Here is a 13,192-nt window from a genome sequence, read left to right on the forward strand (position 1 = left end):
TCCGAAAGGGAGGTTGCTGCATGAGCCGCTCAGACGTCCTGGTGGACACCGACTGGGTTGAGTCCAACCTGGACGCGCCCGGCCTGGTTCTCGTCGAGGTCGACGAGGACGTGTCCGCCTACGACAAGGGCCACATCCGTGGCGCCGTGAAGATCGACTGGCAGACCGAGCTGCAGGACCCGGTCCGCCGCGACTTCGTCGACAAGACCGGGTTCGAGCAGCTGCTGTCCGCCAAGGGGATCGCCAACGACGACGTGGTGATCCTCTACGGCGGCAACAACAACTGGTTCGCCGCCTACGCGTACTGGTACTTCAAGCTGTACGGCCACGACAAGGTGAAGCTGCTCGACGGCGGCCGCAAGAAGTGGGAGCTGGAGTCCCGCGAACTCGTCACCGACGTCCCGACCCGTCCGGCGACCGACTACAAGGCCCAGGACCAGGACGCGTCGATCCGCGCGTTCCGCGACGAGGTCGTGGACGCGATCGGCAAGCAGAACCTGGTCGACGTCCGTTCCCCGGACGAGTTCAGCGGCAAGCTGCTCGCCCCGGCGCACCTCCCGCAGGAGCAGTCGCAGCGGGCCGGGCACGTGCCGACCGCGCGCAGCATCCCGTGGTCGAAGGCGGCCAACGACGACGGCACGTTCAAGTCCGACGAGGAGCTCCGGCAGATCTACACCGACGCCGGCGTCGACCTGAGCAAGGACACCATCGCCTACTGCCGCATCGGTGAGCGTTCCTCCCACACCTGGTTCGCGCTGCGCGAGCTCCTCGGCGTGCAGAACGTGAAGAACTACGACGGTTCCTGGACCGAGTACGGCTCGCTCATCGGCGTCCCGATCGAGCTCGGCGCACCCAAGTAACCAGATTTTCCGTGTGCATGGAGATGGAGGAGCAATGACCCAGGGCTGCGCAGCGCCCGAGCAGACGGCGCACCTTCCGGCGACCGTCGATCTCACCAACGAGGCCGTCATCCAGGGCACCGTCACCCGTGACGGCGCCCCGGTGTCCAGCGCCTACGCCCGCCTGCTCGACTCGACCGGCGAGTTCACCGCCGAGGTCGTCACCGGCGACGAGGGCGTGTTCCGGTTCTTCGCGGCCGACGGCGACTGGACCGTGCGCGTCCTGGCGGCCGGCGGCGTCAGCGTCGACAACACCGTCACGGCGAAGACCGGCGAGGTCGCCGGCCTCGAGGTCGCGATCTGACCCGAGCCGCCACGACACGGCTCCCCGGTGGCACGGGGGGCGTCCCCCTTGATCCCATCAGGGGGCAGGCGCACCTTGGACCCCGCCGCCCGCTTCATGCGGACGGCGGGGTCCGTCATTTCCCGCGCCGGCATCCGGGGAGCGCCGCGGAGGGGTGCGCAGGCTCGATACCATCGGCGCGATGCTGGGACTGTCCGCACGATCGCCGCTCGTACTTCCGTGGGCCACGCTGAAGCTCGCGGGACGTTTCGTCCTGCCGCTCGCCCTGTGGTTCACGATCGGGGAGCTGCTGCGCTACGGCGTGATGTACGGCGGCTACCGGCTCGGCTCGATGAAGGGGACGGCGGCGACGGTCGCGCCGATCGCCACCGTCGGGCTGCTGGTGGTGATCACGCTGGCGGTCACGGTGCTGATGGTGCACAGCGTCCGGGAGGGCCTGGACGTGGTGCACGCCCGCGAGTCCGACGGCGAGCTGACGCCGTGGGCGGTCGGGAACGAGGAGTCGGTGATCGGCGCGATGGGCCGCGCCGCGCTCCCGTTCGTGATCTTCTATCTGGCGTGGGGCAAGCAGTCGGAGGACGCCCGCGAGTTCGCCGAGATGGCCGCGAGCCGCGGCTTCGCCGAGGGCGGTATCCAGGGACAGCTCGACGCACTCGAACTGCTGCTGTCGCTGGAGAAGCACGTCGGGCTCGCGATCGGCCTCACCGCGGGCCTGTTCGTGATGAAGGTGGCGGCGGAGTGGCGGCTGGAGGAGCGGCTGCCCCGCGCCGTCGGCGCGCTCGTCGCGTTCCTTGAGGTGCAGTTCGCGCTGTTCGGCATCTTCACCGTCGACCATCTGCGTTCCGAGGCGGCCGAGTGGGCCACCGGGCGGCAGGCGTGGGAGTGGCTGACGGGCGCCACGGGGCCCGCCCTCGCCCTGTGGCCGCCGTTCAAGGACGCGGTGCTCGGGGCGCTGATCCTGCTGGTGATCGCCGGGGTGATCCTCGGGCTGGACGCCGGGGACGAGCGGGTCGTGCTCGGCCGCAGCCGCGCGGCGCAGCGGCTGGCGAGGGCCGGCGGGATCGAGCGGACGAACAGCCCCCGGGAGATCCTCACGCGCGGTTTCCGGGAGATGTGGCTGCCCGCCTGGTTCGGGCTGCGGCTGGTCCGCCGGTCGGGGATGATGCCGTTCGCGACGTTCTGCCTGCTGTTCGCCGCCCTGGACGTGGGCCAGGAGGCCTCACGCCGCTTCGTCTACGAGCTGATCGGCCCGCACGAGGTGACGTGGTGGATCCAGGTGCTGCCGTTCGTCGGGTACGGGACGTCGCTGGTCTTCGAGATCCTGCGCGTCTGCCTGCTGGCGGCGGCGTTCAACCTCGTCATGGCGAGGGTCAGTGCTCGAACCGCAGCGAAGGCAGTGGCTCCCCCTCCTTCCGGGACGTCTTCGGTGCCCGTATCTCCAGGTCCAGTGAGTCCGCCTTGGCACGGGGCACCGTCCCCTTGACGGTGACCAGCATCGCCGTGCCGGCCCGCGGCTCCTGGCCGCCCGCCTTGACGGCGGTCCATTCGCGGCCCTCATCGTCGACGAACCGGAAGGCGAGACCGTACGACCCGACCGTCTTCGCGCTGGCGGCGTCTCCGGGGCGGACGCCGACCGTGAGCCGGAGTTCGGTGACGCCGTTCGAGCCCGGTTCGGCGCCGCCCGGGCGGGGCTGTGCCGTCGCACGCTTCAGGATCATCCACCTGGCCCCGACGAGTTCGCCGACCTTCCCCGGCGGGACGGTGGTGACCGTCTCGGGCGGCTTCAGGTTCTTCTCGATGTTGTTCGTCTCGTCCACCCAGTGCAGGGCGAGGATCGCGGGGACGGCGCACAGAAGCGCGATCGCCTGAAGGACCCGCCTGTCGAGCGGACGCAGCCTGGACTCCCGCGTCTCCTCCGGCTCCGGCGTCTCCTCGGACTCCGGAGGTCCGAACTCCGGCGGGACCGCGGGGAGATCGGGCCGGGTGTCGTCTGCCGTCAAGGGTTGTCCTTGATCTCGTAGCGTTCGCCGGCGTCCCGGATCAGCGCGTCCGCCCGGTCCCGGGTGATGCGGAGGTCGATGTCGGCGGCCGCGGACAGCTGCGCCAGCAGCCCGCCCGTGCCCACGACCAGGTGCGCCCCTTCCAGCCGCTTCTTCGGCAGCTCGAAGACGAACGCCGCCGACGACCAGATCAGCGGCTGGAAGGTGGGCTGTCGCCCCGCCGACGCGGTGCCCGTCCGCGGGTCGTCCTTGAAGGTGTAGCCGCCGGGGGTCTCCAGTTCCGCCGTCGCCAGCTGGAGGGGTTCACGATGGCTCGTCGCGCGGAGCCGCACGATGAGGTAGATGCCGTCGGTGCCGACCGGGGGCGGGTTGCGGAGCGAGAATCCCGGTGCCAGCGACCGCGCAGCCTCCACCTTCTCGACCCGGACGCTGAAGTCGCGGTTGCGGATCTCCTCGCCGATCGTGCCGCCGCCCCGGATCGGGTCCAGTTCCGCGGCCCTGATTCCGGGCCGGAGGGAGTGCAGCCACATCGCGCCGGCGAGCAGGGCCGTCCCGCCGATCCCGGCGCCGCCCCGCAACAGCACCTGCCGCGCGTTCATCGGCGGCTCGCGGTCGGCCTCGGCGAACGCGTGGTGGCGCGCGGCTGCGGCGCGGGGCTCATCGGCGCCACCGGGAGGGTGAGACGGCCGACGAGCTTGTCGTCCTCACGCTGCACCAGCCAGTTGAAGCTGCTGTCGGTGAACCCTTGCTCGTACTTCCACTTGCGCAGCCCCACGGTCAGCTTCTCGGGCGAGTCCGCCGGACCCATCTTCCACATCGCCGACGCCTCGACCGCCAGCCCCGGCTGCGCGACGTCCGTCTCCGCGCCGCCGGCGACGCCCTCGACCCGGTCCGGCTTCACCCACTTGCCGGCCTTGGTCAGCGCGACCACACCGGCTGCCAGGCCGCTGTCGCCCAGCGACTCGGTCTCCTTGCCCTTGTTGACCACCCTCATCCGCATGATCAGGAAACGTTCCTGGTCACTGCCGAAGTCTTCCTTCGCCATCCCGATCCGCACATCCCGGACGGTGACGGTGAACAGGCCGAGGTCGAGGGCCTTCCCCGCCGTCGCGGCCGGCTGCTTCGGTGTCTCCTTGAGGCCGCCCGTCGCCCACAGGGCCGCGGTCAGGACGGCCGCCACGCCCAGCACGGACACGGGAATCACCCAGCGCCGAGCCCTGCGCCGCTGTTGCTCGTCCCCGGGAGGCGGGGGAACCGGTCCGTACGAGTGCACCCGCCAGATGGTATTACCCCGGTGCGACCAAAAGATCGGTTATGCGCACGGCCCGTGCGGATGACCGCCTCCTCCGCGCGGATCGCTTAGAGTCGTGCGGATCATTTAGATTCTTAGGGTTCGCACACATCTGGAGAGGCGAGGAATGCGCGGAGGGCGACTTGCGGCAGGGACCGGCGGCCTGGCCCTGACGGCCGTTCTGGTGTTCGCTCCGGCGGCGGCTGCGACCCCGGTGGCCCCGGCGGACCGTCCGCTGGCGGCGCCGACCCCCAGCAAGAAGCCGAAGCAGCGGCCGCCGGCCAAGCCGGAGTGCAACAAGCCGGCCGGGCAGCCCGCGTCGGCCATCACGGTGGAGCCGTGGGCCCAGCGGCGGCTGGACTTCGAGCAGGCATGGTCGATCACCAGGGGCAAGGGCGTGACGGTCGCGGTCGTCGACAGCGGCATCGACACCGGCCACCCGCAGCTCCGGGGCAAGGTCGCGGCCGACTTCGACGCGACCAAGACCACCACCGACGACTGCCTCGGGCACGGCACCGAGGTCGCCGGCATCATCGCCGCGGCGGACATGCGCTCCAAAGGCGTCCCGTTCGTGGGGGTCGCGCCGCAGGTCAAGCTGCTGAACGCCAAATGGTCCAGCGGGCAGAGCACGAACGACAACACACTGCTTCCCAAGGCCATCGCCTGGGCCGCCGATCAGGGCGCCAAGGTGATCAACGTGTCGGCGGACGCCCCGGACACGCCGGCGCTGCGCCAGGCCGTCCAGAAGGCGCAGCAGCGCGACGCCCTGATCGTCGCGTCGGCCGGCAACGTCGCCGAGGACCAGCGCGGCAAGGAGGGTCCGTCCTACCCGGCGAGCTACAAGGGCGTTCTGTCCGTCGCCGCGGTGGACGAGGCCGGCACGATCGCGAACTTCTCCAACCTCAAGACCCGGGTCGACGTGTCGGCGCCCGGCCAGAACGTCATCTCGACTCTCGGCGACGGCTACGCGGGGGGACTGCAGGGCACGAGCTTCGGCGCCCCCTACGCGGCGGGGGTGGCGGCGCTCGTCCGCGCCCGGCATCCCAAGCTGAACTACCAGCAGGTCATCAACCGGATCCTGATCACGGCGGAGGGCGGCAACGGGCAGGGCAGCGGGCACGGCATGATCAGCCCGCTGCAGGCGGTGTCCGCGCTGGTCGAGCCGAACGCCAAGCCCGGCGGGACCAACGCGCAGCCGATGGGCGGCGCCGTCCCGATCGCGAAACCGGAGCCCGTCGACCACCGGACCCGCACCATCGGCGCCGCCATCGCGGGCGGAGCCCTCCTGGTCGCGATGCTCGTCGCGTTCGGCGGCGCGTTCATTCCCCTCGGCCGCAAGCGGGGCTGGAAGCCGGGACGCACCGTCATTCCCGCCGAGGACCGCGACTGAGACGCCGCCGGGGCCGACGCCCGGCCCGCCACCGGCCGCCCGCCACCGGCGCCCACCACCGGCGCCCACCACCGGCGTTCACCGGTCCGGAGACGGAGAGCCCCGAGCGGGGCTCTCCGTTCACCAGGTCACTGCTCGTAGAAGGCGGTCTGGATGAGGCGCTTGCCGGCGCGGCGGTCGGAGTGGGTGCCGCGGCCAGTGGGCAGCGGGCTCGGCCGGACGTCGAACACGTTGCCCTCGTCCTTGTTGCCGGACATGATCAGCGCCGGGCTGGCCATGTCCTTGAGCCGCTGCAGGACCGGGTCGTACATGGCGCGCCCCGCACCGCCCATGGTGCGGGCGATGATCAGGTGCATGCCGATGTCGCGGGCCTGGGGCAGCAGCTCGGCGAGCTGCGCGACCGGGTTGCCGGACGGAGTGGCGACCAGGTCGTAGTCGTCCACGACCAGGAACAGCTCCGACCCGCTCCACCATGACCTGTTGCGCAGCTGGTCGGGTGTCAGGTCGGACGGCGGGAGCCGGTTGACGAGGGCGCCGTTGACATCTTTCATCAGCCCGCCCGCGGCCGTGGAGGACGCGGCGAAGCCGATGACGTGGTCGCTCTCCGCCGAGTCCAGCAGGGCCCGGCGGTAGTCGAGCATGATGATGCGGGCCTCGTCGGTGGTGTACCTGGCCTTGATCGACTCGACGATGAGCCGCAGCAGGTTGGACTTGCCGCATTCGTTGTCGCCGAGGACGACGAAGTGCGGGTCGTTCTCGAAGTCCAGCAGGACGGGCGACAGGGTGTCCTCGTCGATGCCGATCGGGATGCGCTTGCCGGTCTCGGTGACGACGGGCAGCTGCGCGTGCGGCAGCAGGTCCGGGAGCATCCGGACGGGCGGCGCGGGCGGCCGCCCCTGCCAGCCCGTCTTGATCGTCTGCACCAGGTGCCGGACGCCGTCGGCGAGGTCGTCGGCGGACTGCCGGCCGTCGATGCGGGGGAGCGCGCCGAGGAAGTGCAGGCCCTCGCGGGTGATGCCGCGCCCCGGACGCCCCTCGGGGACGTTCGCGGCGAGCTTGCGGTCCATCTCCGACTCGTAGGGGTCACCGAGCTTCAGCTCCAGCCGCGTCCCGAACAGGTCGCGGATCGTCAGCCGGAACTCCGACCACTTGTTCGTCGCGGCGACGACGTGGATGCCGTAGCCCAGGCCGCGCGCGGCGAGATCGGTGATCGTCGCCTCGATCGCCTCGAACTCCTGGCGGACGGTCAGCCAGTTGTCGACGACGAGGAACACGTCGCCGAAGCCGTCCCCGGCGATCTGGCCCTCGGCCCGCATCCGCCGGTAGGTGCCGATCGAGTCGATGCCGCGCTCGGTGAAGAACCGCTCCCGCGACTCCAGCAGCCCGGACACCTCGGCGACCGTGCGGCGGACGCGGTCGGGGTCCAGGCGGCTGGCGACGCCGCCGATGTGCGGCAGGTCGACCAGCGGTGCGAGCGCGCCACCGCCGAAGTCCAGGCAGTAGAACTGCACCTCCTGCGGCGTGTGCATGAGCGCCAGCGAGGTGATGATCGTCCGCAGCACGGTCGACTTGCCCGCCTGCGGGTTGCCGGCCACGCCGATGTGCCCGGCGGCGCCGGACAGGTCCAGCCACATCGGGTCGCGGCGCTGGTCGAACGGCTTGTCGACGATGCCCGCGAACGCGTGCAGCCGCCCCCTGCCGTCCCACCCCGCCGTGGTGAACCCGAGATCGGGCGTCTGCTGCAACTGCGGCAGAACCTGGTCGAGCGTGGACGGCTCCGCCAGCGGCGGCAGCCAGATCGGGTGCGGCGGCGGGCCATGCCCGGCCAGCTGCCTGACGACCAGGTCGAACAGGCTGATCTGCGGGCCCTCGTCCTCCCGGCCGCGCTGCTCCTGCTGCGGCTGCTCCTGCATCTGCGGCCGCACGTACGCCGGGGTGAACGGGACGATCTGCGCGAGCTGCCGCGGCCCCTGCCGCGACTCCTGGCCCTGGTTCTCCTCCGGCTTGTACGCGCCGGAGACGTACGCGGCGCGGAACCGCGTCATCGTCTCGGTCCCGATCTTCAGGTAGCCGTTGCCGGGCGCCTGCGGCAGCTCGTAGGCGTCGGGCACGCCGAGGACGACCCGCGACTCCGCGGAGGAGAACGTCCGGAGGCCGATCCGGTAGGACAGGTGCGTGTCGAGGCCGCGCAGCTTGCCCTCCTCCAGCCGCTGCGACGCCAGCAGCAGGTGGACGCCGAGCGAGCGTCCGAGCCGTCCGATCATCACGAACAGCTCGGCGAAGTCGGGCTTGGCGGACAGCAGCTCGGAGAACTCGTCCAGCACGACGAACAGGGTCGGCATCGGCTTGAGCGGCGCGCCCTGCTCGCGGGCCTTCTCGTAGTCGCGCAGCGAGGCGTAGTTGCCGGCGGCGCGCAGCCACTCCTGCCGCCGCACCATCTCGCCGTGCAGCGCGTCGTACATGCGGTCGACGAGCGGAAGCTCGTCCTCCAGGTTCGTGATGATCGCCGAGACGTGCTGGAGGCCGTCCATGCCGAGGAACGTCGCGCCGCCCTTGAAGTCGACGAGGACGAAGTTCAGCACCTCGGACGAGTGCGTCATCGCCAGGCCGAGGACCAGGGTGCGCAGCAGCTCCGACTTACCGGAGCCGGTCGCGCCGATGCACAGGCCGTGCGGGCCGTAGCCGCCCTGCGCGGCCTCCTTGATGTCCAGTTCGATCGGGCGGCCGTCGGCGTCCATGCCGATCGGCACCCGCAGCCGGTTCCGCGGCGCCCGCGGCTGCCACGCCTGCCGGGGGTCGACCCGGGCCGGGTCGGGCACGCCGAGCAGCGTCGTCAGCGTCGTGGCGGCCGACAGGGCGTCCATCTCCGGGTCGGCGGCGGCGCTGGCCCGCAGCGGGGCGAGCTGCCGGGCCAGCCCGTCGGCCTGGACGTAGCTGAACCGGTCGGGCCGGCCGAGGGAGCTCGGCACGTCCTTGCCGGTCCGGTCGCGGCGCAGCATCGCCATCTTGTCCGGCGCGACCCGCAGCCGCAGCATCGTGTTGTCGGCGGTCGGCGCGACATGGCCGGTGAGGTCGACGATGCACACGCCCTCGATGCCGTCCGAGCCGATCTGCGAGTCGGGCGTGACGGTGCCGCCGTCCACGATCACGACGTGGTACGGCAGGTCGCTCTGCTGCAGGCCGGGGGTGAACCGCGCCCGGTCCTTCACCTCGTTGCCGAACATCCGCTCGAGATCGGACAGGGTGTGCGACATCAGCCGCACGGGGCCCGCCGCGTCCGTCATCGTCGGGTGCATCGCGTGCGGCAGCCACTTGATCCAGTCCCAGTGGGGCATCGCCTCGGGCGACGCGCACACGCTGACGCGCATGTCGTCGGGGGAGTGGAACGCGGTCAGCTGCGACACCATGGCGCGGACCATCCCGCGTGCGGCGTCCAGGTCGCCCATCGGCAGGATCCGCGCGAACGACGGCAGCGACACCGACACCGGCAGGTTCGGCACCGTCGAGTGCGCCCGGACGAAGCGGCGCAGCGCACCCGCCGTCATCGGCTCCAGGTCCTCCACCGGGCGCGTCTCCGGCGGGATCAGCTGGACGGCGAGCTTCTGCGGCCCGGCGCCGATCCGCACGTTCCCGAAGTCGGGGTCGGACGGGCGGCGCTCCCAGATCCTGGCGCTCATCACCAGCGACCACAGCGAGTCCGGGGAGGGGCTGTTCCACTCCAGCGACTCACGCTGCTGCTCGGCCGCGCGGCGCACCTTGCGGCGCGCCTGGCTGAGGTAGCGGAAGTAGTCGCGGCGCGCCCCGTTCAGCTTGAACTTGCGCTCGCCCGAGCCGCGGCCGATCTGCCCGACCATCATGGCGCCCATCGCCAGCGCCATGCCGCCGCTGCCGATCATCATGATGGGGCTGCGGGTGCCGCCGCCCAGGAGCATCAGGCCCATCATGAGCGGCATGATGGCCATGGGCAGGTACATGAGCACGTTCTGCAGGCCGCCGCTCTGCGTCTCCGGAATCTCCGGCGGCGACTCCAGCAGCAGTTCCCCCTTGGGGGCCGGCGGCGGTTTGCGGCGCTCTCTGCGCCTGACGAGGATCGTGCTCACCTCGGCGTTCCTCCGGGACTAGCCTTGGGCGGCCTCGTCATCGTCCGGGGGGGACGACCGGCCCGCGGGATACTTATCCGTGCATGAGGTTGATTTACCGTAGCTCGACGCAACATCCTAGGCTGCGCGCTGATCGGATCCGCCCCTAGATCTGACATGGAGAACGGTAGCTCCCGTGAACTCGCCTGCTACAACGGAACTCTGCAGGGTCACCATCGTCGCCCCGAGGCGACGGGTCGATGTGAGCCTGCCCGCGGACGTGCCGCTCGCGCACATGCTCCCCACCCTGCTGCGCGCGGCGGGCGAGGACCTGGCGGACGCCGGGCTCGCCCATTCCGGATGGGTCCTGCAGCGCCTGGACTCGGAGCCGTTCGACGCCGGCCAGACGATGAGCGCGCTCGGCGTGCGCGACGGCGAGATCCTGTACTTCCGGCCGCGGATGGCGCAGCTTCCGGAGATGTCGTTCGACGACGTCGCCGACGTGATCGCGTCCGGGATCCGGGAACGCTCCGACCGCTGGCGCCCCACCACGACCCGCTCGTTCGGCCTCGGCGCCGGCGGCGTCGCGCTGTTCGTCGGCGCGGTCGTGATCGCGCTGTCCGGCCCGCCGTGGATCGTCCCGGCCATCGCCGCCGGGCTGCTGGCCCTGCTCATCCTGACCGTGGCGACGGTGCTGTCGCGGGCGGTCGCCGACTCCGGCGCGGGCGTCATCCTCGGCTACGCCGCGCTTCCGTACGCGTTCCTCGCCGGGCTGACCGCGCCCGCCCGCGAGGACCTGGAACTGCTCGACCTCGGCGCCCCGCATCTGCTCGCCGGGTTCGGGGTGGCCGCCCTCGCCGCGATCATCGCCGCGTTCGCCGTCGCGGACGGGCTGCCGGTCTTTCTCGGCATCGCGTTCGCCGCGCTCGTGGGCACGATCGGGTCCACCGTCGGATTCCTGTTCGACGACCTGCCCGCCGCGGGCATCGCCGCCGTCTCCGCGGTCATCGTGATGATGTTCTTCGCCGCCGTCCCGTCGCTGTCGTTCAAGCTGGCGAGGATGCCGCTGCCGCCCGTGCCGAGCAGCGCCGAGGACCTGCGCCGCGACACCGAGACGGTGGACGGCGCGCAGGTGCTCACCCGTACCGCCGCCGCCGACCGGTTCTCCACCGGGCTGATCGCCGCGATCGCGCTCGTCGCGGCGGGGGCGATGCTGTTCCTCTTCGACACCGGCGGCTGGGCCGGTCCGACGATGACCGCGGTGATGTCGCTGTCGCTGCTGCTGCGCGCCCGGATCTTCCGCGGTGTCGCGCAGCGGTCGTGGATGCTCGTGATCGGGCTGTTCGGGCTGGTGCTGACGACGATCGGGATGGCGGTGCACGGCAGCCAGGTGGTCGCGCTCGCCGCCGCGCTCGTCCCGCTGCTGGTGCTCACCGGCATCCTCGTCGCGGTGACGCTGTGGCTGCCGAGCCACCGGCCCACGCCGGTCTGGGGCCGATGGGGCGACATCCTGGACATGCTCGTGATGATCTCGCTGATCCCGCTCGCGCTCGCGGTGCTCGACGTCTACACCCGCGTCCGCGGGCTGGCCGGGTGACGCGCTGATGCAGAGCAGGCGGGATCTCTACCAGGCGCACCGGCTGATGACGCAGCGGGTCGGGCTCGCCCTGCTGCAGGGCGAGCCCGACGTCGCCGAGTCGCCGATGCGGCGGCTGACGGTGGGCGCGTTCGCCGGGGTGATGATCGGCCTCCTGGTCGTCGCGGTGTTCGGCATCTGGGGGCTGCTGTCCCCGGGCGGTGCCAAGGGCCTGGACAAGCCCGGCAAACTGATCATCGAGAAGGAGACCGGGACCAAGTACATCTACGACGGCAACACCGGGAAGATGTTCCCGGTCGCGAACTACGCGTCGGCGCTGCTCGCCCTCGACTCCGACAGCGAGCCCGAGCGGCGCAGCGTGTCCCGCAAGTCGCTGGCCGGGTTCGAGCGCGGCGCGATGATCGGCATCCCCGGCGCGCCGGACTCGCTGCCCGACGACAAGCAGCTCATCCGCGGCCCCTGGTCGGTGTGCACGCGGGAGGCGGCCGGGCCCACCGGGGTGAAGCGGCAGATCACCGCCCTCGCCGCGGGGAAGAAGGTCGGCGGGCGCCGGCTGAGCGCCGGCGAGGCCGTCGTCGTGCAGAGTGGCGGCACGCCCTGGGTGGTCTGGCAGGACCACCGCATGCAGCTGACCCTCCCGCTGAACCAGGTGACGGCGCTGACCGGTGGGCCAGGTGCCGTCGAGGTCCCGGCGACGTGGCTGAACGCGCTTCCCGCCGCGGGCAACTTCGGCTCGCCGGACGTCCCCGAGCGGGGCAAGGAGGTGCCGGGCCCCCGGGGCGGGACGGCCCGGGTCGGGCAGGTGTTCAAGGCCGAGACCGGCGCCGGCGGGCAGGCGCTCTGGTATGTCATGCTGGCCGACGGGCTCTCGCAGATCAACGAGACGCAGGCGCAGCTGCTGCTGCGCGACGTCAAGACGGCCGACGCCTACCCGGGCGAGCAGGCCCGCCCGCTGCCGACGGACGTCCCGTCGGCGCAGCAGCGGGCGTCGGCGACGCGGCTGCTGGACAACAATCTGCCGCCGACGCTACCGAAGTTCGTCTCCTGGGACACCTCGAAGCCGCTCTGTTCCGTTTTCCCGGTCGGTTCGCCCACGGCGCAGCTGACCATCGGCGGAACGCTCCCGGCGCCGTCCGCCGGCGCGCTCGGGTCCGGCAGCGCCGGGGCGTCGGGCTCGATCGACCAGATGGTGCTGCCGCCGGGCGGCGCCGCGCTGATGAGCCTGGTGCCCGCGGGCGGCGACACCACCACCGTCGGCGGCGGTGGCTCCGGCTCGTTGTCGCTGGTCAACGACCAGGGCATCCGGTTCGCGCTGCCGTCCGCGGAGGTCGCCAAGAAGCTCGGCTACGACGCCGGGAAGGCCGCGCCCGTCCCGTCCAGCGTCATCCATCTGATTCCGCAGGGGCCGGCACTCGACCCGGCGCTCGCGAGAAAGCCGATCTCAACGGCGCGAGGATAGTAAACGTGATGTACGTCACACGAACCGTCGGATCATCTACTGCGTCGACTTAGATGGCGGCAAACACCTATGATTTCTGCCATCTTGTGCCGACGGTGGGGCTCCCAGGCCGACTGGCACCCGGCTGATCGACTCCCCTCTCTCTGGTACGCGAAATCAAGAATCGCAACGGA

General features: G+C 71.4%; 10 protein-coding genes. 6 read left to right on the forward strand and 4 right to left on the reverse strand.

Features of this window, described 5'->3' with window-relative positions:
- Positions 1–20: 20 nt before the first annotated feature.
- The 3 genes from ACGFIS_RS01630 (at position 21) to ACGFIS_RS01640 (ending at position 2,686) form a co-directional block, all read left to right on the forward strand.
- Complete coding sequence (locus ACGFIS_RS01630; RefSeq protein WP_392907031.1) at positions 21–860, forward strand: sulfurtransferase; 840 nt, start codon at positions 21–23, stop codon at positions 858–860.
- 34 nt (positions 861–894) lie between these two features.
- Positions 895–1,203, forward strand: coding sequence for a DUF1416 domain-containing protein (locus ACGFIS_RS01635; RefSeq protein ID WP_392907029.1), 309 nt, complete (start codon positions 895–897; stop codon positions 1,201–1,203).
- A gap of 154 nt (positions 1,204–1,357) precedes the next feature.
- Positions 1,358–2,686, forward strand: a complete 1,329-nt coding sequence (locus ACGFIS_RS01640) for a hypothetical protein (protein WP_392907028.1) — start codon at positions 1,358–1,360, stop codon at positions 2,684–2,686.
- Here the strand turns inward: ACGFIS_RS01640 and ACGFIS_RS01645 are convergent.
- The 3 genes from ACGFIS_RS01645 to ACGFIS_RS01655 are packed head-to-tail and all read right to left on the reverse strand — an operon-like array spanning position 2,574 to position 4,398.
- Complete coding sequence (locus tag ACGFIS_RS01645; protein ID WP_392907026.1) at positions 2,574–3,203, reverse strand: hypothetical protein; 630 nt, start codon at positions 3,201–3,203, stop codon at positions 2,574–2,576. The genes ACGFIS_RS01640 and ACGFIS_RS01645 overlap by 113 nt on opposite strands.
- Positions 3,200–3,802, reverse strand: coding sequence for a hypothetical protein (locus ACGFIS_RS01650; RefSeq protein ID WP_392969003.1), 603 nt, complete (start codon positions 3,800–3,802; stop codon positions 3,200–3,202). The genes ACGFIS_RS01645 and ACGFIS_RS01650 overlap by 4 nt, the downstream gene beginning before the upstream one ends.
- Positions 3,799–4,398 carry a hypothetical protein gene (locus ACGFIS_RS01655; RefSeq protein WP_392907023.1) on the reverse strand — a complete coding sequence of 200 codons (600 nt, stop codon included), beginning with the start codon at positions 4,396–4,398 and terminating at the stop codon, positions 3,799–3,801. The genes ACGFIS_RS01650 and ACGFIS_RS01655 overlap by 4 nt, the downstream gene beginning before the upstream one ends.
- A gap of 223 nt (positions 4,399–4,621) precedes the next feature.
- Here ACGFIS_RS01655 and ACGFIS_RS01660 point away from each other — a divergent pair, with 223 nt between their 5' ends.
- Positions 4,622–5,884, forward strand: coding sequence for a S8 family serine peptidase (locus ACGFIS_RS01660; protein ID WP_392907021.1), 1,263 nt, complete (start codon positions 4,622–4,624; stop codon positions 5,882–5,884).
- Between the two features lie 128 nt (positions 5,885–6,012).
- Here the strand turns inward: ACGFIS_RS01660 and eccCa are convergent, their stop codons facing one another.
- Entirely contained in the window at positions 6,013–9,984 is a 3,972-nt protein-coding gene (eccCa, locus tag ACGFIS_RS01665; protein ID WP_392907020.1) for a type VII secretion protein EccCa, read from the reverse strand.
- A gap of 175 nt (positions 9,985–10,159) precedes the next feature.
- On the opposite strand from eccCa, the gene eccD reads away from it, so the two are divergent.
- Entirely contained in the window at positions 10,160–11,560 is a 1,401-nt protein-coding gene (eccD, locus tag ACGFIS_RS01670) for a type VII secretion integral membrane protein EccD (protein ID WP_392907019.1), read from the forward strand.
- A 7-nt stretch (positions 11,561–11,567) separates the two neighbouring features.
- The gene (eccB, locus tag ACGFIS_RS01675) at positions 11,568–13,019 is read left to right on the forward strand and encodes a type VII secretion protein EccB (RefSeq protein ID WP_392907018.1); all 1,452 of its coding nucleotides are present in this window, start codon (positions 11,568–11,570) and stop codon (positions 13,017–13,019) included.
- The last annotated feature ends 173 nt before the right edge of the window (positions 13,020–13,192 follow it).

The sequence above is a fragment of the Spirillospora sp. NPDC048824 genome (assembly GCF_043198455.1).
Lineage (GTDB): Bacteria > Actinomycetota > Actinomycetes > Streptosporangiales > Streptosporangiaceae > Spirillospora.